This window comes from Enterococcus sp. DIV0876 (assembly GCF_050529585.1).
Taxonomy (GTDB): Bacteria; Bacillota; Bacilli; order Lactobacillales; family Enterococcaceae; genus Enterococcus_D.
This window is the reverse complement of sequence record NZ_CP172882.1, coordinates 2,490,638-2,513,982: the sequence shown is the minus strand read 5'-3', so window position 1 is coordinate 2,513,982 and position 23,345 is coordinate 2,490,638. Positions and strand designations below refer to the sequence as shown.

The following is a 23,345-nucleotide window of genomic DNA, read 5'->3' as shown; positions in this document are numbered from 1 at the left end:
CTATTTTTCACTCCTTTACTTTTGGGATCAGCAGACGAACGATCGTTTTCTTGTTCGGAATTGAAGAAACGATCGATAAGGAAGCTGCGGAACCATAATGTAGTTTGAGTCTATTTTTTATATTATTCAGTCCAATACCACCTTGTGTGGTCATATCGAATTCAGGATCAAATCCCGGACCATTATCCGATACGCTGATTTGGATAGAATTTGATTGACTTTCAATACTCAGCACCAAGCGACAGGTTTGTTTCATATGTGTGACGGCGTATTTAAAGACATTCTCGATCAATGGCTGGACCAACAGTTTTGGTACAGTTACATGTAAATCATTGATTAAAATGACCTCAATATAATCGATCCGTTTGCCGAAACGCACTTTTTGAATGTTGATATACGCATGCACGATATCTAACTCTTCTTGCAATGTAGTGAAATCAGAATCAGTATCGATTTTCTTACGAAATAGGTGGGCAAGAGAAGTGACCATTTCAGAAATTTGCCATTGTTGATTTTCGATTGCGATCCAATTGATCGAGTCCAAAGTATTATAGAGAAAATGCGGATCTAGTTGTGCTTGAAGCCCTTTAAATTCGATCTCCTGCGATAAGATGCGCATTTCATAATTGTCTTTGATCAACGCATTGAGTTCAGCAATCATCGTATTATAGCTTTCATACAAAACCAAAATTTCTTCTTGGCTATTTTCTGGCAGAGCCAATGTTTTTAATGAAGCAATTTCTTTTGTTTGCCGCAAAGTGGCCATTTGCGAAGCGATATTTGCCAATGGCCGCATGAGTTGGCGGCTAATTTTTCTAATCAGTAGAATGACTAATCCCAAAAAAGGAAGACTAACAGCCAGAGTGAGCCATTGTAACCTGTACAGATCCGCTAGTACTTGGTTTTCTGGTAATAAATAAATAAAATTCATGCCGTTCATTGTTTTGTTGTCTGAAGCATAATAAAATTGATGATTTTCAAATAATAATGAGCCAATCGATGAATCTGTCAAATCAGGATTATTGTGAAACTGGTCACTAAACGATTGGAGAGATTGTTCATTCTCAGATGTACTATATAGGTTGTTTTTGTAAGATAAAAAAAACTGATTTTGCGGAGATGCAATGGGCAAATTGCCCACCTCATTGCGAAAAAAAGATGTATTGACGAGAAAAATGACAGTTCCCGTATGGGTCAATGAAAAATTGATTGTCGAATAGATCTTTCGTAAAAAAACAGCCTGTGATAAATCTTTTGAAAAAAACCAACTGCCTTTAGCTGGTTCATTAGGTAAACTTTCTATCATTTCTTGGATCGTATAGCCATTAAAGTTGTAGGATGTTTCGGCAATGAAATTGATCATGTTTTCATTTTTTGGATTGAATAGATACACATTTTGAATCACAGATTCATTTCGTGTTAAATCGTTGATTTCTGTATTCAGCTCATTTTTCACTTGTATTGTATCGAATGACTTCTCGTACTGATTTGTCATGATAGACTGTAATTTATTTTGAATAGAATAACTATCAATGATCCGAAAAGAAAGTGTTTCAACAGCGTTTAATTTCTTCGCGATGTTCGTCGATATGATCGATACATCTTTGTATGCAGATTCTTTGATCTGAGTCAGATAGGCTTGACGCCAGACCAAAGTTAAAATCAAGGATAAACCAACGACAAAAGCAACGGTCGAAAACAACACTAGTTGCAATTGTCGTTGAAACGACAGGTTTTTAAAGCGATTGATCAGATGAATGTTCCTCACGTAGCGTCCCTCGCTTTGTATTCAAATGATTGATTTTAATGACCATTTGATGATGGAAAAACTCACCAAAAAACAGGAATAAGGACACACCGAAAATCAAGAAGATCGATGTTTTTGCTGAAAGCAGCAAAAATAATAGATACCAGGAGAATAAGAGTGCTAGTCCTTGAAAAGGAAAACGAAAGACCATAAAGATACTAACATATACGGCTTGTCTATATGAGGGGGAGTCTGATTTTGCATAAGTCATCAAACTTAATAATGTAGTATAAATCAATAACAATGCGAACAATGCGTAAATTGGTGTGATCCATACAACCGTTGCAAAATAAATGGAGATGATCCGTAAATTTATAAATAGGATGCTGAATAAGCAGACGAAGATTGGGCCAATAAGAACAAATTGTCGGAACGTTTTCCTATAATCTCGAAAATAATCGCTTAAGGAGTAATCATGGCCCGTTAATCTGAACTCATGCAAATATCTTAGGGTAACAGCTGTAGCTGGCCCAATGCCAAATATCAGACCACCTAATAAAGTGGATAAAATCCATAGTACGTTCAGCTTCGCTAAGTATGCTGTAACATTGAAAAAATTCATTACGCCAGTTTGGACTTTTCTCATGGTAGACACCAACCTTTTTTTTAGTTAAGAAAGCCTTTTCATCGCTAGTATAGCATAAAAAAAATAAAAAATTAGAGCAACTCTGTTTTTTCACATTTTTACTCTGCTTTTCCCAATTTTCGTATATGTAAAGGGGTACAACATAGGTATAAAGGTTCTGCTATCTGTTTTTTTACATATTTGCTCTTTTTTTTCCATGTTTATTGCGTATGAATTTCGGTACAATCATTTTGTAAGCGCAAACAAATAGAGGGGTGGAAAAAGAATGAAAAAAACAATTTTCAAAGCTTTCGGTCTACTAGCATTAGGTACGGCTTTAGTTGGCTGTGGCAACAACGGGAATAGTGGAGATGAAGGGAGTACAGATGCTGATGGAAAAACAACGATCTCATTTACATGGTGGGGATCGGAAGTCAGACATGAGAAGTACATCGAATCGATCAAAGAATTTGAGAAAGAAAATCCGGACATCAAAGTGGAATATGAATATGGGTCTTGGGACGATTACTGGAAAAAATTAGCCACTAAATCTGCTTCGGGTGAGTTGCCTGATGTGATTCAAATGGACCTTCAATATATTGCACAATATGGAACCAAAAATCAGTTGGCTGATATGAGTGAATTTATTGGCAATGAAATCAAGACCGATGATATCAAAGACTCCATTTTGGCAACTGGTGAACTTGATGGCAGTATTTATGGTGTACCTGCCTCTGTAAATACAATGGCTACGCTATACAATCCTGCTTTGGTTGAGCAAGGTGGTGTGGATATCGATTTTGCTGATTATTCGTTTGATGAATTTGTCAGTAGTGCTGCCGCAGTTGCCACTGCAACTGGAGATTATGGATGGAATGACAACAATGACAACAGTACAATCATGCAGTACTTCTTGCGTACGAAAGGCGAAGACCTTTATCAATACGATGCGGATGGGAAACCAGAAGTTGGTTTTACGAAAGAAAATTGGGTTGAATTTATGTCTGCAATTGCTGATTTAACAAAAGATGAAGCAATGCCTACTGCAGAAGTGACCAGCAATGCGAAAAGCTTTGATGAATATCCATTCTCTCAAGGAAAAGCTGCTTATATGATGACATGGTCAAATCAATACTTGACGTACAAAGCTTCAGCAGCAGAAGGGGTCGAAATGAGTTTGGCTCTTCCATTTGATTCAAGTGATGGTGCAATGGCTTATCGACCAGGATTCTTCTATTCGATTGCCAATAAATCAGAATCAAAAGAGGCAGCTGCTAAATTTGTCGATTTCTTAGTCAATAGTGAAGAAGCCAATAAAATCATAGGCACAGAGCGTGGTATTCCTGCGAATGATGCGGTAAAAGAGATCTTATATGATGATATGACGGCAGATGAGCAAGAATCATCAGATTTCTTAGATGATATTGCTGATATAGTAGGTGATCCTTCACCAGTTCCACCAATTGGTTTTGCAGAAATCAATACTTACTTTAAAGAATTGTATGCTGAAATCACATATGGAACGATGACACCAGAAGAAACCTATGATGCATTTACCAAGAAATGTGAAGAGATTTTTGCTGAAAACTATGAATAAATAATACGGACCGCGATTTCATCCAGCAAGACATGAAATCGCGGATTTTATTTTGTTATTCAATCAAGAAATAATCGAAACCTCTATTTTTTTACATTTCTATACTTTTTTTTCTATTCAAACTATGGATTAAATCCGTTAGAATCACTTTGTAAGCGTAAACAAACAAGGAAGGTTGGGTGTGATTACTATGGAAATTCAAACAAATTCATCTGCTGCAAAGCAAACGGGAAAAGTCAAAAGTTGGTTTAACCGTTTACCAGAAACCAAACAAAATATGTTGACCGGCTATTTATTTATTTCTCCATTTATTATCGGTTTTTTTGCTTTCATTATTGTACCAATGGGTATTTCATTATTCATGTCGTTTCATGATTATGACTTGCTTACGGAGGCAAAGTTTGTGGGTCTGAATAATTTTATCAATATATTCACCAATGACCCTAAATTTGTCCAATCATTGACGGTCACCTTAAAATATGTGGTTGTTGCAGTGCCTTTGAGACTAATCGTTGCTTTGGCTGTTGCAATGTTGATCAATCGTCCATCTAAATTAAGTGGCGTATATCGGGTACTTTTTTATATTCCGTCGATCTTAGGTGGGAGTGTGGCAGTATCGATCATGTGGAGAAATCTATTCGGTGATTCAGGATTGATCAATGGCATCTTGACTTCAATTGGTATCGATCCAGTCTATTTCTTCAAGAGTCCTGACTTGGCCTTAATGACATTGATTTTATTGGCAGCTTGGCAATTTGGTTCATCTATGTTGATCTTTTTGTCAGGATTAAAGAATATTCCTAAAGATTATTATGAAGCAGCAGAAATTGATGGTGCGGGGAAAATTCGACAGTTTTTTAATATCACTATTCCAGTGTTGACACCCATCATCTTCTTCAATTTGGTCTATCAAACGATTATGGCATTTCTGACGTTTACACCGGCCTATATTATTTCAAATGGTACAGGCTCACCTAGGAATGGTACATTGGTTTACTCGTTATATATGTATCAAAGGGCATTTACGGACTTTAAGATGGGCTATGCTTCGGCGCTAGCATGGATATTACTCGTGGTGGTTGGTTTCATTACGATCATTTTCTTTGCAACATCTAAATTCTGGGTCTTTAAAGAAAACGAGGAGGTTTAAAATGATGCAAGTACAAAAACGTAATTACCTATTTGATGGCTTGATTCTGATTGCCGCATTACTTATGCTATATCCTATATTTTGGTTGATATTTAGTTCCTTTAAGCCAAATAATGAGATTTTTCAAACGGCAACTCAGTTGATTCCTCGAACTTGGACTTTAGATAATTTTACAAAAGGATTTCAAGGAATCGCTGGTATTCCTTTCTTTACGTATATCTTTAATTCATTGCGGATTGCCTTGGTTGCGATGGTTGGTGCTGTTTGTTCATCTGCAGTGATCTCATATGGATTTGGCCGTATACCGTTCAAAGGAAAGGGGTTTTGGTTTGCTTGTGTTTTGGTAACGATGATGTTGCCCCAAGAAATCATTATGGTACCTCAGTATTTGTGGTTCAATCAATTAGGTTGGCTGAATTCAATTCGACCAGTAACGGTTCCTTCTTATTTTGGGCACGCCTTTTTCATTTTTATGATGGTACAATTCGTGTCTGCTATCCCAACTGATTTAGATGAAGCAGCTAAGATGGATGGCTGCGGTCGAGTAGGCATCTTTTTTAGAGTAATTTTACCTTTAATGAAACCTTCTTTAGCGAATGCTGCAATTTTTGCTTTCTATTGGAAATGGGAAGAATTGATTGGTCCGATGTTGTATCTGACCCGTCCTGAAAACTATACTGTTTCTATTGCACTCAAACAGTTCTTAGACTCCAGCAGTACCTCTAACTGGGGTGCAATGTTCGCAATGTCGGTCGTATCCTTATTACCTGTGTTGATTATTTTCTTCTTATTCCAAAAATATATTGTCGAAGGTATCAGCACAACTGGACTTAAATAAGTTTGTAAAAGAAGATATTCGGGTATCATAGAATATCTTCTTTTACGATTCTAAGGAAAGAAAGAAGAGGGAGCGCTTCTATGAAAGACCATCATGTGATCAATTTTCAAGTATTGCCTACTACGATTAGTGACAGCCAAGCCACAGTGGTTTGGGAAAAATCGACTTTCGCTAAACACTTATCTGGCTATCAAATTTTTTTAGCTGGACAATGCATCGCTCAGCTGCCACAGAATAAGACCCATTTTACTATCCAAAATCTGCAGGCAAATCACTCATATCAGATTGCACTCTATTGCGTGACTGAAGAAGGCCAACGCATCGAACATACGCAGGTTACTTGTTCATTTGCAACGATGAGTAAATCGGAACGAATCGATGTTACACGTGCACCGTATCGAATTGATCCAACTGGAAAGACATTATCTACGGTACGATTACAGCAAGCTATTGACGATTGTCCAAATGGAGGAACAATCTTGATTCCTAAAGATGCAATCATTTTATCGGGGGCCATTCAATTAAAAAGCAATATGATTTTGCAGATTGATGGATGTCTAACCGCGAGTCAGAATCCCGACGATTTTCGTTTTTTTGATTCAAGTCATTATATTGGTACGTGCAATGATGATGGGTTGGCTTTAAGTCGTTATGAAGGATGGGAATTATATTGTTATCGTTCATTGATCAATATCGGCTATATCGATCCATCAGATCGTCAAAAAGTCGTCTGCGAAAATGTACGTATTTGCGGATCAGGATCCATCATCGGCGGAGGAAATCAACTTGGAATGGCAATGCGGGAAATATATGCGGATGAAGAGCGGTTTCCAGAATATACTTCTGACTATAAACCGGGCAGGCGGGCCCGAGGACGTTTACTATGTACCATGCAAGCAAAAAATGTTCATATTACAGGGTTAACTATGATTGATCCGCCATGTTGGACGATACACATGATTTATTCCGATACAATCGTTTCAAATAGCCTAAAAATTCTTTCTAAGGGAATCGACAATGGTGATGGCTGGGATCCAGATTCTTCAAGAAATCTTTGGCTCTTTGATACTGAATTTGATACGGGGGATGATTGTGTTGCAATTAAATCAGGTAAAAATCCTGAAGGAAATGTTGTGAATATACCTACCAAAGAAGTTCACATCTTTGATTTAAATATAAAAGGCGGACATGGAATCGCGATAGGCAGTGAGCAGTCAGGTGGGATAGAAGATATTTATATCAGTGATTGTGTTATCAAAAATACACTCTACGGCATTGAATTAAAAGCTCAGAATGAACGAGGCGGCTATATTAAAAATGTTCATATCCATGATTGCCATATCGATCGTTTTATGGCGCATCCTGTTACTTATAATGCTGATGGTCATAGCGCGCAAACTTTACCGGTGTTCTCAGATATATTCTTGACGAATGTAACGATCACTGGAGAAGGAAGAGTGATCGAACTGATTGGTTTCTCAAACGACGTAACCCAAAAAACGGAACCAATCGAAGGCGTACATTTGAAATGGATCCATGTGAAAGCAAAAATGCAAGAAGCTGAGATTTTATTGACACATTGCCGAAAAGTTCATTTATATTCAATCAGTGTTCTTAAAGAAGAATCATGGATCACACCTATCGACAATCAGGACATAGAATCAGTTACATTCCAACCCATGGCTATTTATTTATAAGGAGAATCAATGAAACATACACACATTTTGTTTGGACAAAGCACTATTTCAATGTATCAAGCAGTTGCAGCAACTAGTATTCACTATGCAATCACGGATTTAAAGCAAGATTTAGAAACCGTTTTTAGCAAAGAGGTACGTGACGGCTCCTTTCAAACAGCAGAAATTGTCATATCCAGCTATGATCAAATCCATCACTTGCCTTTTTATCCGGATCTCTCTGGTTTACTGGATAGTGAAGGGAAGCTTATTTGGGAATGTTATCTCATCACTTTATTTGAACAAAAGTTATGGATCATTGGCGGAGATCCTCGGGGAACAATTTATGGTATTTATGACTTTATCCGCCAAGTTGGTGTTTCTCCATGGCATTTTTTTGCTGATGTGCCGATCAAACACAAAGACAATTTCTTACTTCCTAAGGATTATTACCAACTAGACTATCCTTCAGTAAAATATCGTGGTTTCTTTATCAATGATGAAGAATCACTAGACCTCTGGGCCAAGTTACATACTAGTGATGGAACGATTGGTTTAGAAACGTATGGACATATATTCGATTTGATGTTGCGCTTAAAGGTCAACTATCTCTGGCCGGCCATGCATGTGAATTATTTTAATCAAAATCCTGAACATGCACGCCTCGCTCATGCACGGGGCATCATTATCGGTACATCGCACTGTGATATGTTACTAAGAAGCAATCAAAATGAATGGCAGCCATGGCTTGAACAAAAAGGTTATACGGATCCTCAGGTTGTTTATGACTATTCAATCAAAGGATGGAATCAAGAAAAGTTACGGGAATATTGGCGTGAGAGTGTAGAGGCAAATAAAGCTTATGATGTCAGTTACACCGTTGGTATGCGGGGCATCCATGATACAGAATTTACTACGGAAGCCATTGATCAAAATCAGACATTAACAGCAAAAGAAAAACAAGCAGCAAAAATCGCACTATTAGAACAAGTCATAGCAGATCAGCAACAAATTATTTCTGAGGTAAATAAAAAACCTGCAGCAGAACAGCTCCAAGTCATGATTCCATACAAAGAAGTATTGACCTATTATGACGCTGGATTAAAAATACCGGAAGAAGTCACGATTATTTGGTCAAATGATAATTACGGTTATATGCGGCGTTATCCTAATGAAAGAGAACAAAAGAGAAAGGGCGGTCATGGATTATATTACCATAGCTCGTATTGGTCAAGTAACAACTTACATTACCTGTTCATCAGTTCAACACCATTAGCCAAAATGAAAAATGAATTAAGAAAATCATGGGAAAATGGCATCAAAAAAATATGGGTTTTAAATGTCGGTTCGATCAAGGGGATTGAACAAGATATTGAATTTTATGCACGCTTTGCTTGGGAAGTGGGCAAAGAGACGTCCACTAGTGATATCAACCTATTTTTAAGCAATTGGTTGAGTCAAGAATTTCATGCTGAAATTGGGTGTGCGTGTGGTCCATTGTTCAATCGATTTACACAGATAATCAATGTTCGCAAAATCGAAATGATGGACAATCATGTTTTTCATCAAAATACGTTTGGAGATGAAGCGGCAGCCAGACTCAATCAAATCAAGATGTTGTTCGATCAAATGAACCAAATAGCAACACGCTTATCAACGATAGAAAAACCAGCTTTTTTTCAATTGATTCAAATGAAAGTGCAGGCAGCTTATTATAAAAACGCGGAATACTATTTTGCTGACCGTAGCATTTTGTCCTATGACCGAGAGAATTGGGCAGCAGCAGATTATTATACGCAAGTGTCTTCGGAATATACACAGTATTTAAGATGGCTCTTATTCTACTATAATCACCGCATGCTTCACGGCAAGTGGAAGGGGATCATGACCCCAGAAAGTGCACCTCCGCCCAATATGCGCATGTATCCGACGACAAAGCCCGCATTACGAACAACCCCACCAAAAGGCCAGGTCTTTATTTGGCAAGGAGGGAAATATGTCGATAAGCTGATCTTTGATGAGAATGGTCTTCGACAAAAATGGATAGAACTAGCCAATAAAAGTAAGGAGCAATTATCGTTTTCAATCAAAGCACCCAAATGGTTAAAGCTATCTTTGACATCCGGTACCCTCACAAGTGATCTTCCTGAACAGCGTATCCTGATTGAGATTGATGATACATTGTGTTTTACAGCCCTGGCGGGTCAAGTGGTTATTCAGTGGTCAAATGACCGTACCAGCATGATCGAAGTTGAGACAAAGCTTGCAGAACATGTAGTTACTGAAAAACAACCGAATTTGATTGAGGCGGATGGTTATTTGGCCTTTTCACCGACACATTTCGATGGCCAGTATCGATCTTCAGCAGGCCAATGGCAAGTACGTGCTTATTTAGGCAGATTTGAAGGAGCTGCGCTTGAAGCAGTTGTGCATAATGCTGAGAATAAAGATCGACCATACACTTTTTATCGATTTTCTTTGAACACTTCAGGGAGCCATTTAATCGAAATTTTTCGTATGCCTACCCTTGATTCAGTGGGCAGATTGCGTTTGGGTATCCAAGTAGACGATCATCCGGTTCAAATCGTGGAGACGGAAATTACCGATGAGCATCGAGGAAGGTGGCGTGAGGCAGTTTCAAATGAAGTCGATAAGTGTTACTGTCGCTTACCCTACCTTACGCAAGGGGCGCACACATTAAAAATAATTGCTTTCGATAAATATGTTGTGATTTCTAAAATTGTTATATATACCAAAGGATACCAGCATGCTCAATTAGGGCCGCCATCCAATCATGTACACCAGAAAGAAGCAAGAGATGAAACGTTGCCTCAGTTACCCCATGAATTAAAAAAATTTTGTGAAAAAGAATATCAAAGCAGCTGGGAAGAGATTCCTTTGCCAGAAATGATATATGTCAATGAAGCCTTTTATCAACAAGATTTTATTCATGCAAAATTGGTAAAAACCGTTCAAAACAAACGTTCTGCAAAAGCTATATACGATATTGATCAAAGTATAGCTTCCATTCAAGGGGGACACAATCCTTATGAAGATAAAGAGGGGAGTATTTTGATCGAAGCCGAAGATGTCATCAACCAAACACCATATGCCTACCATACAAGTGCACTGCCAGCTGAAACGAAAGGGAATTGGACACATATTGGTACACCTACGAATAATCATCATGGTCTAGGTATGTTTATTTCAGGTGAGGAAGGGATTTTATGGCAAAATCCATCGACTGCGCCTTCTTTGTACTATCACATTGAGCTCAAACAATCGAGTAATTATCATCTTTGGCTACTGCTGAAATATGATAGTAAGTATAGTGATAAAATTGCGTTGACTATAAACGGTGAAGCATTAAATGAACCTTTGCGTGCGACAACAAAAGGATTATTTCATTTCTTGACGACATCGATTTGGCATTGGAACCATGTGGCTACTGTTCATTTATCAAAAGGAAAACATGTCATTGGCATTCATGGGAAGAGCGCAAATGTGAAAATCGATCGTATTTTTATCACGAATCAAGACAGATTGCCGTTGTCAGATGATGAATGGCACGAATCAAGTGAAACAAAAAATAAATCATAAACAAAAGCAAGAAGGAAGGGTATTATGAAGGATATTACAGAAGAGTTACAGGCACAAATAGACCATGCTTCTTTAACGAATGGTCAAGTGATCACACCAGCAGGTGAATACTTAGTTGGCGCTATTTTCATCAAAAGCCATGTACACTTTGTTTTATCAGCCGAAACAACCCTCTATGGCAGCCCAAAATTGACTGATTATCCAGCATTTCATAATCGTGTTGCTGGGGTGGATATGGATTGGCCAGCCGCGATTTTGAATGTTGTTGAGGCAAAGAATGTTGTGATTTCAGGCACTGGTAAAATTGACGGTCAAGGTGCACATTGGTGGCGAAAATTTTGGGGAGAAGATGAAAAAAGTGGTATGATGGCTGACTATGCCCAAAAAGGTTTGCGTTGGGCAGCAGATTATGATTGCAAACGACCACGGAATATCTTGGTTTATCGCAGTCAAGGGGTCGAAATCAAGGGAATTCATTCTGAACAGTCGGGTTTTTGGAATACACAAGTGACCTACGCAAAAGATGTATTGATCGACGGAATCCATATCATCAATTCTAAAGGACCTAGTACGGACGGTATCGATATTGATTCATCAGAAAATGTTATCGTACAAAATGTCTATGTATCTTGCAACGATGACAATATTTGTATCAAGGCAGGAAGGGGAAAAGAAGCGCGGGAAAACCAAACCATTTGTCGAAATATTATCATCAGAGACTGTCATCTTGGCAAAGGATCTGGTATCACGATAGGCAGTGAAACTTCAGGTGGTATTGAAGATATACAGATACAGCGGATTCAATTTGATGGAACTGGTGTGGGCTTTAGAATCAAGTCAGCCAATGATCGAGGGGGATTCATTCGGAAAATAGCAGTATCGGATCTAAACATGAAGAATGTCCAATTTCCATTTCTGATCCAAACGGATTGGTACCCGGAGTATAGCTATGCGACGATCCCCCATGGGTATCAAGGAGAGATCCCAGATTATTGGTATAAACTAGTTGGAACAAGTAATTATTCCATTGGTCCCGCCAGAGTAACCGATATTTCGATTGAACAAGTATCTGTTGTCAACGATCCAAAAAGTAGTCGTTCTCGTGCTTTTTTCATTGAAGGGAATGTATCTGCGCCAATCGAACAGTTACGGTTCAAAGACGTAACGATCGAGGCCTACGAATATGGAAAAATTAGTGGTGTGAATCAGATGGATTTTCAAAAAGTCGCAGTGACTGCTTTGGAGGTAACCACAGGTGAAAACGATGTGTATGAAAGGTGAAGATAGAAAAAAGCGATAATTGATCGTTTTCTTGAGGCAGATATGCTATCGTTTAAAGATAGCGCTATCAAATTCAAAAGGAATCTTGTGTATCATTAGGAATAATGAGCAAAAGACATAATAAGAAAGGAATAAAACAATGCTTAATCTTGCAGTTAGAGGTCATGATGTATCAGGGATATCTAAGCCTGAGCAATTAGCTGAAGCGATTGCATCAAAAAATATCGGCAATGTGCAATTCGCATTAAGTGCGTCTTTTCCTGAATGGAGTGCAGCAGATAAAATCAATCCGGGGATGGGCACTTTTTTTAAACAGACATTCGAAGCAAAACATATTCAAATCGCATTGTTAAGTTGTTATAGCAATTTGATTCATCCAGATGCAGCAACCAGAGAAGACATACTTAAAAAATTTGAACAATACTTGTTCCATGCACGATATTTTGGCGCATCAATGGTTGCTTCGGAAACAGGCTCTGTTCTTGCGGAACTTGGGTATAGTGAGGCAAATTTCAACGATGATGTTTTTGATGATTTAATAGAAGTGGTTCAACGTTTGGTTTCTGTCGGTGAGCAACATCAAACCATGGTCGGTATTGAAGCGGGATTGAATCATCCATTATATTCAAATCATCGGATAGCAGAATTGATTGAACGGGTACCATCGCCTTACTTAGGGATTATCTATGACCCAACCAACTTGATCACAGCAGAAACGGCTGCAGAGCAAGTATCAATTGTTAAAGAGGCGTTTGAAATGTTTGGAGATAAAATTGTCTGCCTGCATTTAAAAGACTATCAAGTTGAGAAAAATGTGATCGTCCCGGTTCCATTAGGAGAAGGACAGATAGCTTATAAAGAAATATTGAGTATCTTGCAGGAAAAGAAACCGTTATGTTATATAGTACTGGAAGAAACAAAAGATGCAGGAATTGAACGGGCAGTCGCGTTGCTTGAGGATTTTCATTAAGAAAATCACCAATATAGTTTGGATAAGAACAGATTTTAAATTCTGTTGGTATTGAATTTTTAAATATGACATATAAAAAGAAAATGATTCTATGCCTGGATATATTAGTAAAAAGATTTCGTATACAAGCTACTTTCGGTCTGGTAAGCGGTTGTTAGCCGCTTATGAGAAGATTGAAAGTAGTTTGTTTATGTCTCATACAAAAAAATATATTCGCATGATGTATTGCCTAAGAGCTCATGGTTTTTAATTTCAATAATAATGTTGAGTGAGATCCTATCTTTTTGAGTAAAGAATTCAAGCGGGCTAAGCAGGTAAACTTTATTGATTATTTAACCAATGTCCGTATTGTAGAAGCAAAAAGACAATTATTGGAAACCAATCGTCAAATCAATGAAATAGCAGAAACCTTAGGGTATAATCCGAGCTACTTCAATCGTTTGTTTAAAAAGTGCACAGGAATGACCCCAGGACAATATCGAAAAAGACAGAGTTAGTTTAGGTATACATTATGGAAAAGCTCGTATTTTTATAGCTTTTACTCTGGTTTTTCTATATTTTCGCAATTGTATGTTTTGTATAATAAAAAAGAAAGCGATTTCTATAAAATGCTTAAAGATAGCATAAGAATGAATTGACGAAAATCTTATGAAAGAATAGATGGAGGAAAAAAAGAAATGAAAATCGTCTTAGCTGGAGATTCCACGATGGCGGATTACCCTGTTGATCAGCAACCAATGATGGGTTGGGGCCAAGCATTGCCTAGCTATTTATCGCCCGAAGTCACCGTGCATAATTTTGCGAAAAACGGCAGTACGACTCGTTCATTTATCGAAGAAGGTAGACTTGCTAAATTGATGCAGGAAGTGGACCCACAGACAATCGTTCTGTTGCAATTTGGACACAATGATCAAAAAGAAAAAAATAAAGTCACGATTGAAGAATATGTTGCTTTTTTAACAGATATAATTAGACGAATCAAAGATAAAGCAGGCATTCCAATCATATGTACCCCTGTTGAGCGACGTGTAGGGGACGAAGGGCAGTTGGCACATACTTTATCAGAATTCCAACCAGTCTTAAAAGAGCTTAGTCGTATTGAAGAAGTTGCTCTGTTTGATTTAAATCGGTATACCTATCATTATTATGAATCTTTAGGTTTAGAAGCTTCCAAAGCGTTATTTGTTTGGTTAAAACCTGGAGAGAATCCTAATTATCCTGCAGGTTTGGCAGATAACACACACTTTTCCCAGTCAGGAGCGCATATGGTTGCTCGTTACGTGAGCATACGTTTACAAGCGTACATGAATGAGCAGTCGTTATTTTCGAATACTTATTATGGTGCGTGTATGTATCCAGAAGTTTGGTCGGAAGAAATCATGCAATCTGATATTCAAACCATGAAACAAATAGGGATGAATTTTGCTAGGATTGGTGAATTTATGTGGCGTGATCTTGAGCCGAAACCTGGCGAATATGATTTTGAGTTGTTAGAACGGGTCTTAAAGCAGTATCAAACAAATGGTATCGATGTTTGTTTGTGTATTCCAACACCAACACCTCCTCGTTGGTTTACAAAGCAATATCCAGAGGCGTTGGTCACAAATCAAGATGGGACCAAAATGCACCATGGTTCAAGACAGCATGTATGTACAAACAATGAGGATTTTCGCCGCTATGCCTATCGATTGACGAGGAAAATCGCTGAGATTGCCGAAAAACATGAGAATGTAGTTATGCTGCAACTAGATAATGAATTTAAGTGCCATGTCGATCTTTGTTATTGTACATCTTGCCAAACCCGTTGGCATCAGTATTTAAAAGATACCTATCAAACCGTGACAAACTTAAATAAACGTTGGGGCACGACCGTGTGGAGTGAGTGGTACGATGCGTTTGATGATGTGATCTTGCCGTTAGCCACGCCATTCTTGCATAATTCCTCATTGATGAATGCATTTCGTCGTTTTACAACAGATACGTTAAATGAATTTGCGCATGATCTTTGTCACTTCATCCGTATGGAGACGGCTTTACCAATTACTCATAATTCAGCCTTTGGTTTTAATTTGCAAAATGATGAATTATTTGCAGATTTAGATGTTGCTGGATTTGATACTTATCCACCGGCAGACAATTATCCAGCGTATACGATGAACTTGGACCGATGGCGGAATGTTAAACCCGGAAATAAGGAAATGTTGTTGCTAGAAACGTGTACGGCAAACGCAGGACATATTGAAAATTATGCATCTCCTCGTCCCCGCGGATTCGTTACAAGTGAGGCATTCATTGGTTATGCTGGTAACCTGAAATCGTTTTGTTTTTGGCATTTTCGCGGACATCGCTTTGGTGTGGAGCAGCCCCATAGTGCCGTTTTAACTGCTTGGGGTGAGCCAGATCGTGGCTATGAGGACGTTGTCCGTATTGGTCAGCTAAAAAAACAAATCGTTCCGCTTTTGGCTGAAACAACTTATGTGCCAGCAAAAATAGCTATCATGTACTCAGATTATTCGAAACGGTTTTATACGATCGATCATGGAGGCGTTTATGACTATCGTGGTCTATTTACCGAATTTTATGGTAGTTTGATTCGCCAAGGAATCAGCTTAGAAATTATTCAAGAAAATAGTCCTTTAGAGGATTATGATGTTGTTTTGGCACCTTTTGTTCGCTGGATTAGTCCAACATTGCTTGAAAAATTTGCAGCTTTCACAGATAAGGGCGGTAAGCTGATACTGGGACCGATGACGGGTGATCGGACCAAGGAATTAGCATGGCCAGCCACAAATGGTTTAGATCGTTTAGGAGAATGGCTTGGATTTGATCAGATCCAACAATATCAGACATCGGAAAATAGTTGTTCTATCCGATATCAGCATCATTTAGAACCTTTGGATCGATTAGTCACTGTCTTTGACTTGCGAATTGATGGCACAATAGAAGCAACTGTTGGCAATCGTACAGTGATATCCAAACAAAAGAAGGGTGCCGGAGAAGTACTCTATCTAGGAGGTGTTCCCCGAGATTTAAGATCAAGTCAATTGTGGAAAGACTTTTGTGAAAAGGAAATTATCCCTTTTGAATCTGATCGTGAGTGGGCTCGTACAGCAAATGGTTTGGTGAAATACCGACGCGAATCTAAAACGTACATTCAGTTGTGGATAGTAAATATGGAATCAGTCAAAACAACTTATTTTATAGAAAAAGAAGGACGGGAACGTCTTAATGATGTTACTTTGACAATCGGAAAACATGTATTGGCACCGTATGAATATCAAATAATTGAATGGATGAAATAATTACCAGATGCAAAGAAGAAAATTCACTGCTGGAAGATTTATAGAGAGGAATCTGGTGTCTAGTAGAGTTTAAGCTATTTGAATCAAAAAGCAGCTAGGGCGCGGAACTAACCTAAAATTGTGAAACAGTAATAAAAAAGCATTTTCTTAGGCTGCTGATTTCCGATTTTCTATCGGTGATTGGTAGTCTAGTTTTTGGTGATTTCGAGTTTTATTTCATTCCTTTGACCAATTTTACAAATATTTCTGGTGCCACATCCTTTCCAATTCGTTGTACTTTTTTAACACCACAATATGTTGTTTTAAAAAGTTTGTTTTCATTTATAAAGTGTTGTTCGTGTGATTGATTTTCTGGACCTTTTCCATAAAATACTGTTTCCAGACCGGTTGAACCAGTCGGTGATTTTCATCATTACGATATCAGTGCTACCATGTTTCGATTCGTGTTTTGTTCTTCATACCCAATTATTCCATTATCGTTTTTACAGGAACTTTCTCTTATTTCATCTGTATAGCCATTTCTTTGATGTGGATCGGATAAGTCACTTGATTTCCCACTGAAAAAGCATTTCTTAGTTAAATTCATTGTAACTTGAATTCAACAAGAGGTACTTTTTTATTTTGTCTCAGTTTATTGGGTTAATCCCTTTTTCCAAAAAAAATGAGTATTTTTGACTTAGCGAAAACGAAAATTGAAGCGGAGGATTTGGTTTTAGACATGCTAACGGTAATTAATAATTTTGGTATCCATTTTTTAGTCTAATTTATTACTTACCTTGATTTTTTTGAGATATATTTAAGGAACTATTTTGGTTCCCCAAATTAGCTATTTAGTTTGGAATAGTATAATTATGCTTTATTTTTTATTATCAATCAAAATAATTTAATATTTTGAATAAATTTATGGATAAGTTGCAGTTTTTTTGTTAGTCTTAAACAAAGACGTTTATTCAAAAATAGATAAATAAAGCTTGAAAGATGATTAAAATGAGGCCTTATTTACCATGTTTTGTCGAGAGAATAATGGAAATTTTCTGAATTATCTGTGGTCAGTCCGAACTTTGAGCCTATTAGTAAATCTTCGGAAGAAAAAGCCAAGTTTAGGATAGTAAAGGAGTCTTTTTTTATTTCATTTAGTTCTAGCGGAAAGATATGATCAACGTCTTTGTTATAAGAACTTATCTAATAGAAAGAAGGGATTAGGAAAATGAAATCGATTAAAAGTAATGTAACAAAGCAGTTTGTTATGGTAGCAAGCCTTTTTCTTGTAGGTGCTTACGGCAGCAGCTCAGTAAATGCAAGTGAAGTGGCTGAGCCGATTAGTGCTACGGTTTGGGTTGCCCGTACAGTTGAACAAGTGAAACAAGATATTTCTGGAAACGAATATACTATAAAGTGGGGAGACACGTTAAGTGTAATCAGCGAAGCTACTAATATTACAATTGAAAGATTAGCGCAATGGAATAATATTAGTAATATTGATTTGATTTTTGCTGGGAACAAGTTAGTTTTTAGCGGGAATGTTGTTACTTTGGAAGATTCGAATGGGAATACAATCAGTCAAGCAATTATTCGTGATGAGGATAAAATTAATCCTGAAAAACCAGTTGGCGGAGAAATGAATAACTCTGATGATAGGAACGTATCTGGAGATAAAGACAATTCATCGACACCTTCAGAAGATAATGATGAGGATTCAGATGACACAACTACACCTACGCCACCTACAGATATTGATAATGACGGCGGCAATGGGAATGAAGTAACTACTCCCCCGGCGGAAGGTGATAATGAACAAAAAAAAGAACGTGAAATTACAGAAACAGTAGTAGAAGAAAATGCTATTTTTACTCGGCTTCGAGTGGGACCGTTCTTGAATACGACAGAATCATCAGCGTGGATGAAGGTTAATTATCCGGACGTAGTTAAGGGATACGAAGTTCATCCAGATGGCGATTATATTTATATCGTATTTGGGGTTGCTAACCCTGACCAAATCACTCCTCCCGAAGACGGCGATAATGAATCCAGCGGCGGTGACAATGGATCAGGAGAAGACAATGGTTCAGGCGGGGAAGAAACAGGAGCTATTACGCCTGTGAATTTAGGCAACAGTGGTATCTTTAAATCAACAGTTTCTGAAGCTAATGCAGTAGCGTATGCTTTATGGGCAGAAGGGAAATTTGTTGAATTCACTCATTTTGTAGTATATCCAGCATTAAATGCTAATGGTGAGATTATTGGATATACGGTTAATTTCGACTAAAATTTTTTATTGAATATAAATATCGAAAAAGGGACTGTGACATAAGACCTTAAGAAAGAGCCATAAATGACGAAAAATCGTTCATTTATGGCTCTTTTAACTTTATTTTCTCCAATAGAAAATCACATCGTTGTTCTTATCAATGAATTAGTCGAATCTTTTCAAATCAATGAGCCTTATCTATTGGGCCTCCCGAGAGAATATAATCTAGTTGCCATGATGAAGTTGGTTCTATTTGCCTATACAAGAGAAACCTTCAGTAGTCACAGGATTGAGCGCTTGGCCAAAGAAAATCTGTATGCGTACTGGCTGACTCAAGAACGTGCGTCGTCTTATCGAACCATTGCTCGTTTCTGCGTCTCAAATGATGTTACAGGAATGGACGAATGAAGGATTGGTACACCTGACAAAATACATTCGTATGCGTAATCTCATTGATGATGCATTGTTTATCGAGGGCACAAAAATTCTATCTTTTAAAATACATCTTTTATCTGATATGTTTATTTTTCTGTTAATTAGGTTAGTAGGATGTTAGATAGTTTGGATATAACAACTTCGACCGTCACATCTTTTTTGTGGCGCCTTTTTAATTTATTCGACTAATTGCTGTTGGCTAGCCTTCTTCTATGGTTATACAAATTTGCTTTACAATTGAGCCCTGATTGACCCTTATTTCGTTCAAAGAGGTTGGTTTCGGAAGACGCATGTCGTTTTCCATATAGACCTTAGCAACCATTTTCAACGCTTTCTGGGCCATCTCCATAGCAAATTTCATGTCGTCAGATGTAGAACCTGAGTACGCCTCTTTTATGTCAGGAAACTCAATATAATAACCTTCAGGGGATTCTTTTTTGAAAATTGCAGGGTATGTAATAGTCTTGTTTTTCATTTTAGTAACTCCTTTAGGCCTTTATAGAAAGCAAATATAGTTTTACTCTGATAACAATTTAATCCGTATATAGTTTAAATGCAAATAAAATGATAAACGGTAATCAATATAATTAAGTTGGCAAAACGAGCAATTAAAATACCAAAATATACTCAAAAATAAATTATTTTCGAATGCATTTTGTTTTATTCAAGGACGTGATTATCTAACTTACGTCGCGCCCACTTCTTTTCCAACAGACGTAGCCTTCATTAGTTTTGAAAATCATATTTTGGTTATTCCTTTCTTATTAGAAGATACGCTAAAATATAAATTAATTTAATATAGAAAGCTATGATTTTTTATAAATTCTTGAATTATACACCTTTAAGGTGTATAATAGGTGTATAGATAGGAGGGTTTACATGTCAACAAAAGAAAGATTGAATGTTAATTTGGATTCTGAATTGAAGAAAAATACAGCAGAAACATTAGAAGCATTAGGACTTGATTTTACAACCGCCATTAATATCTACTTCAAACAAATTGTTAGCAAACAAAAAATTCCTTTTGAAATATCTGCGCCAAAATACTACTCTGCCGAAGAAGTTATGGGAAAAAATTGGAGAGAAGACTTAGATGGTGTTGAGGATGAGTGGGAATGAGTTATATAATAAAATATACTCATGCTTCAAAAAAAGATTATGACAAACTAGACAATAGTCAAAAGTTGCAAGTAAGGAAGTCTTTAAAAAAAATTGAGGAATTTGGATTAGACACGGGACAACCACTTAAAGGAAAACTAGCAGATTGTAAAAAAATGAAACACAAAAAATTAGGTTTACGAGTGATATTCAAACAGTCTGAATTAGGTATTGAAATAATTGAAATTGTGGTGATTGGCAAAAGGACCGAAAAAGAAGTCTACAGGGAAGCTGAAAAAAGATTAGGCAGGTAGGCGATCATTATTGAATAAAGGGATCAGAAACTTAACATTTTTGATTATTATAAATTTTTGATAAAGAGAATTTAGAAAACACTATTCGATGTAAGGCTGTAGTTTCAATTGGCAGATACAGAGAATTTTGACGAATTTATTTTAAAATTGAAAATGTTAGTCGAAGCAGATGAAGAGGGGACATAAAAAGAAAAGGACCATATTACTTTCTTTCCATATTAAGATAAAGAAAATAAACTTTCTTTAAATAGGATGGTCATTATTTAATGAGCTAAACTTATTTGTGCGCACACGTTCATGGGTGTGCGCGTAAATAAGTTTTTTGTGCAGAAAAGGAGGGGCCGCAATTTAGGATTTTCCAAAGAAGTTTTTATTTACAAAAAATTTCTATCAGCGATTATTGATGAATGGTTCACTCTGTTTTCAATTGATATGTATCTTTGATTTTACTTTCAACTTTACAGGAAGCGCAATGGCTTTGTAAAACGTGATTCTTATAATTTTTTTTTCAAATATATTACAATATATAATGCGTGATGATAGAATAACAAACAATGCGTCTTTGATATAGCAACAGCTAAAAAAATTTATCAGTCTGAAAGATAAAGTTTACTTGTCACTTTTTTAAGTTTAATCTATGGATAAACGATGCATTACATATAAAAGTTCACCTAAGGAGAACCCCATGAAAGCTATTTTTTTCGATCTTGATGATACACTCTATGACCAACTGATACCATTTGAGCACGCCTATCGCGATCACTTCGCCTTATACGATATCCCGATCCCTGCACTTTACCAGCGGAGTCGTTTTCACAGTGATACTGTATTTCATGATACTGAAGCGGGCATTCTTACAGTTTCTGATATGCATCATTATCGTATTCAGCATGCAATGGCTGATTTTGGTTATCAAATCACACAAGCAGAAGCAGCCGCTTTTCAAAAAAGCTATTATGCTTATCAACAAAAAATTTCGTTGCTTGATGAGATCAAAGCAACGTTAGACTATTGTTATCAACAAAATATGATACTAGGTATCATTACAAATGGACCTAGTGCCCATCAACGGATGAAACTCAAGCAATTAGGTACGCAACAATGGATCCCTGCTAACCATATTTTTATATCATCAGAGGTCGGGATCGCTAAACCAGATCCGCGGATATTTTCATTGGCTGCTAGCAATACGCAATCTGCGCCGAATGAAATACTGTATATCGGTGATTCTTATCAAAATGATATCGTCGGGGCCAAAGGTGTGGGGTGGAAAACGATGTGGCTCAATCGCCGTCAAAGTTTGTTACCCGATAATCACCTCATACCAGATATGATCGTTGAACCGCAAGATCATTTACTTGAGAATATCATGACGTTATTAGAACGATAAAAACAGCGGCAATTTTATGAACAAGAAACTGAAGATTGCTTTATTCCATTGCTTCTGTGCGAAAAACCGCAGACATTTGCACCAGCAACGCCGCCTTATCTTCCTCAGAAGCAAACGAATGTTGAAGGGCATGTTCCATAATGGTTGCTAATTCTTCTGCCGTTAGCCCACAATGCTGGACCATGTGCCAATATTCGTTGGTCAACGTCGTATTCGATACGGTCCGATTGTCGGTATTCAAACAAAAGTGTACTTGATTTTGCAGCCATTCCCGTAATGGATAGGCAGCATAAGAATCAATTGCGCGGGTATGCACATTGCTTGTAGGACAGCCTTCGATCAGTACACCTTGTTCCCGCACGAACGCTTGTGTTGCTGGATCACCTTTTAAGGCGATGCCATGGCCGATCCGCTGTGCACCGCTCTCAATGGCTTGATAGATATTTTGGATACAACCGCATTCGCCGGCGTGCAACGTTAATTGGATCGGCTGTTCGTCAATAAATATGCGATAGCTTTCTGCTAAGTGGGGCACGTAGCCATCAACTTCAGGACCAGCTAAATCTAAGCCAACGACTTTGTCTTCAGATAAAGCAGTCGCTTCAGAAAAAATCGACGTGATGTCATGAAGTGCTTCCTGACGCATACCGATGATCAAGATGTTGCCTATGATCGGGTATCTGGTTTCTGCCAGAGCGATACCTTTTGCGACTGCTTGAATCGTTTGTTGGCAAGACAAGCCTTTTTGCATCGATAGACTTGGGGCAAAACGAATCTCGATATAGGCTATCCCATCTTCAGCAGCTTGTTCCATCACGTCAAAAGCTGCTCGTGTCAAAGCGTCTTCTGTCTGCAAGTAAGGCAAAACAAAATCAAAACAGTCCAAATAATCCTTGAGGTTATGACAATCAGCTGGTGCTTGCATATGTGTTCTGACAATGGTTTCGTCTTGGTTGATAAAGAGGCCTTGTTGATTGGCAATTTCGATAAGTGTTTGGGGACGAATTGATCCATCAAGATGACAATGCAATTCTATTTTAGGGAAAGTTTGGATTTGATGTTTTGTTAGCACGG

Annotated in this window: 17 protein-coding genes and 1 pseudogene; 14 read left to right on the top strand and 4 right to left on the bottom strand. The window is 37.5% G+C overall.

Translation table 11 applies throughout. The features are described 5' to 3' along the window. Window positions 1-7: 7 nt before the first annotated feature. Together IGI41_RS11930 and IGI41_RS11925 are read right to left on the bottom strand one after the other, a co-directional pair. On the bottom strand, window positions 8-1,768 hold the full coding sequence (locus IGI41_RS11930; RefSeq protein ID WP_430609991.1) for a sensor histidine kinase: 1,761 nt from the start codon (window positions 1,766-1,768) through the stop codon (window positions 8-10). After that, window positions 1,737-2,393, bottom strand: a complete 657-nt coding sequence (locus tag IGI41_RS11925) for a DUF624 domain-containing protein (protein ID WP_430609990.1) — start codon at window positions 2,391-2,393, stop codon at window positions 1,737-1,739. The genes IGI41_RS11930 and IGI41_RS11925 overlap by 32 nt, the downstream gene beginning before the upstream one ends. Window positions 2,394-2,658: 265 nt before the next feature. Here IGI41_RS11925 and IGI41_RS11920 point away from each other — a divergent pair, with 265 nt between their 5' ends. The 11 genes and pseudogenes from IGI41_RS11920 to IGI41_RS11870 all read left to right on the top strand — a co-directional run. Continuing rightward, the gene (locus IGI41_RS11920; protein WP_430609989.1) at window positions 2,659-3,969 is read left to right on the top strand and encodes an ABC transporter substrate-binding protein; all 1,311 of its coding nucleotides are present in this window, start codon (window positions 2,659-2,661) and stop codon (window positions 3,967-3,969) included. Between the two features lie 190 nt (window positions 3,970-4,159). Beyond that, on the top strand, window positions 4,160-5,119 hold the full coding sequence (locus tag IGI41_RS11915; protein WP_430612829.1) for a carbohydrate ABC transporter permease: 960 nt from the start codon (window positions 4,160-4,162) through the stop codon (window positions 5,117-5,119). 1 nt (window position 5,120) lies between these two features. Then, on the top strand, window positions 5,121-5,957 hold the full coding sequence (locus IGI41_RS11910) for a carbohydrate ABC transporter permease (protein ID WP_430609988.1): 837 nt from the start codon (window positions 5,121-5,123) through the stop codon (window positions 5,955-5,957). Between the two features lie 80 nt (window positions 5,958-6,037). Continuing rightward, window positions 6,038-7,654, top strand: a complete 1,617-nt coding sequence (locus tag IGI41_RS11905; protein WP_430609987.1) for a glycosyl hydrolase family 28 protein — start codon at window positions 6,038-6,040, stop codon at window positions 7,652-7,654. 9 nt (window positions 7,655-7,663) lie between these two features. Then, the gene (locus IGI41_RS11900) at window positions 7,664-11,233 is read left to right on the top strand and encodes a glycosyl hydrolase 115 family protein (protein ID WP_430609986.1); all 3,570 of its coding nucleotides are present in this window, start codon (window positions 7,664-7,666) and stop codon (window positions 11,231-11,233) included. Window positions 11,234-11,257: 24 nt separating this feature from the next. Then, window positions 11,258-12,514: a glycoside hydrolase family 28 protein gene (locus IGI41_RS11895; protein WP_430609985.1), complete on the top strand. Its 1,257-nt coding sequence runs from the start codon at window positions 11,258-11,260 to the stop codon at window positions 12,512-12,514. Between the two features lie 139 nt (window positions 12,515-12,653). Further along, window positions 12,654-13,484, top strand: a complete 831-nt coding sequence (locus IGI41_RS11890; protein ID WP_430609984.1) for a sugar phosphate isomerase/epimerase family protein — start codon at window positions 12,654-12,656, stop codon at window positions 13,482-13,484. 284 nt (window positions 13,485-13,768) lie between these two features. Then, a complete protein-coding gene (locus IGI41_RS11885; RefSeq protein ID WP_430609983.1) occupies window positions 13,769-13,981 on the top strand; it encodes a helix-turn-helix domain-containing protein in 213 nt (70 codons plus the stop codon). Between the two features lie 180 nt (window positions 13,982-14,161). Then, window positions 14,162-16,786, top strand: coding sequence for a beta-galactosidase (locus IGI41_RS11880; protein ID WP_430609982.1), 2,625 nt, complete (start codon window positions 14,162-14,164; stop codon window positions 16,784-16,786). Between the two features lie 1,207 nt (window positions 16,787-17,993). Continuing rightward, window positions 17,994-19,052 carry a LysM peptidoglycan-binding domain-containing protein gene (locus IGI41_RS11875; RefSeq protein ID WP_430609981.1) on the top strand — a complete coding sequence of 353 codons (1,059 nt, stop codon included), beginning with the start codon at window positions 17,994-17,996 and terminating at the stop codon, window positions 19,050-19,052. Window positions 19,053-19,118: 66 nt separating this feature from the next. Beyond that, window positions 19,119-19,527: pseudogene (locus tag IGI41_RS11870) on the top strand (transposase); the annotation flags it as partial. Window positions 19,528-19,668: 141 nt separating this feature from the next. Here IGI41_RS11870 and IGI41_RS11865 read toward each other — a convergent pair. Next, on the bottom strand, window positions 19,669-19,944 hold the full coding sequence (locus IGI41_RS11865; protein ID WP_430609979.1) for a type II toxin-antitoxin system HicB family antitoxin: 276 nt from the start codon (window positions 19,942-19,944) through the stop codon (window positions 19,669-19,671). Window positions 19,945-20,348: 404 nt separating this feature from the next. Here IGI41_RS11865 and IGI41_RS11860 point away from each other — a divergent pair, with 404 nt between their 5' ends. From IGI41_RS11860 to IGI41_RS11850, 3 genes are all read left to right on the top strand, one after another. Further along, window positions 20,349-20,588, top strand: coding sequence for a type II toxin-antitoxin system RelB/DinJ family antitoxin (locus IGI41_RS11860; RefSeq protein ID WP_430609978.1), 240 nt, complete (start codon window positions 20,349-20,351; stop codon window positions 20,586-20,588). Further along, window positions 20,585-20,881 carry a type II toxin-antitoxin system RelE family toxin gene (locus IGI41_RS11855; RefSeq protein ID WP_430609977.1) on the top strand — a complete coding sequence of 99 codons (297 nt, stop codon included), beginning with the start codon at window positions 20,585-20,587 and terminating at the stop codon, window positions 20,879-20,881. Before IGI41_RS11860 ends, IGI41_RS11855 begins: the two co-directional genes overlap by 4 nt. Window positions 20,882-21,566: 685 nt before the next feature. Then, the gene (locus IGI41_RS11850; RefSeq protein ID WP_430609976.1) at window positions 21,567-22,271 is read left to right on the top strand and encodes an HAD family hydrolase; all 705 of its coding nucleotides are present in this window, start codon (window positions 21,567-21,569) and stop codon (window positions 22,269-22,271) included. Window positions 22,272-22,311: 40 nt separating this feature from the next. On the opposite strand, the gene add is transcribed toward IGI41_RS11850, so the two are convergent. Further along, entirely contained in the window at window positions 22,312-23,343 is a 1,032-nt protein-coding gene (gene add / locus IGI41_RS11845) for an adenosine deaminase (RefSeq protein ID WP_430609975.1), read from the bottom strand. Window positions 23,344-23,345 lie beyond the last annotated feature (2 nt).

Coding starts and splice junctions, on each gene's coding strand:
- IGI41_RS11925 (WP_430609990.1), bottom strand. CDS start 2,393: ATGAGAAAAGTCCAAACTGGCGTAATGAATTTTTTCAATGTTACAGCA.
- IGI41_RS11920 (WP_430609989.1), top strand. CDS start 2,659: ATGAAAAAAACAATTTTCAAAGCTTTCGGTCTACTAGCATTAGGTACG.
- IGI41_RS11915 (WP_430612829.1), top strand. CDS start 4,160: ATGGAAATTCAAACAAATTCATCTGCTGCAAAGCAAACGGGAAAAGTC.
- IGI41_RS11910 (WP_430609988.1), top strand. CDS start 5,121: ATGATGCAAGTACAAAAACGTAATTACCTATTTGATGGCTTGATTCTG.
- IGI41_RS11905 (WP_430609987.1), top strand. CDS start 6,038: ATGAAAGACCATCATGTGATCAATTTTCAAGTATTGCCTACTACGATT.
- IGI41_RS11900 (WP_430609986.1), top strand. CDS start 7,664: ATGAAACATACACACATTTTGTTTGGACAAAGCACTATTTCAATGTAT.
- IGI41_RS11895 (WP_430609985.1), top strand. CDS start 11,258: ATGAAGGATATTACAGAAGAGTTACAGGCACAAATAGACCATGCTTCT.
- IGI41_RS11890 (WP_430609984.1), top strand. CDS start 12,654: ATGCTTAATCTTGCAGTTAGAGGTCATGATGTATCAGGGATATCTAAG.
- IGI41_RS11880 (WP_430609982.1), top strand. CDS start 14,162: ATGAAAATCGTCTTAGCTGGAGATTCCACGATGGCGGATTACCCTGTT.
- IGI41_RS11875 (WP_430609981.1), top strand. CDS start 17,994: ATGAAATCGATTAAAAGTAATGTAACAAAGCAGTTTGTTATGGTAGCA.
- IGI41_RS11865 (WP_430609979.1), bottom strand. CDS start 19,944: ATGAAAAACAAGACTATTACATACCCTGCAATTTTCAAAAAAGAATCC.
- IGI41_RS11860 (WP_430609978.1), top strand. CDS start 20,349: ATGTCAACAAAAGAAAGATTGAATGTTAATTTGGATTCTGAATTGAAG.
- IGI41_RS11855 (WP_430609977.1), top strand. CDS start 20,585: ATGAGTTATATAATAAAATATACTCATGCTTCAAAAAAAGATTATGAC.
- IGI41_RS11850 (WP_430609976.1), top strand. CDS start 21,567: ATGAAAGCTATTTTTTTCGATCTTGATGATACACTCTATGACCAACTG.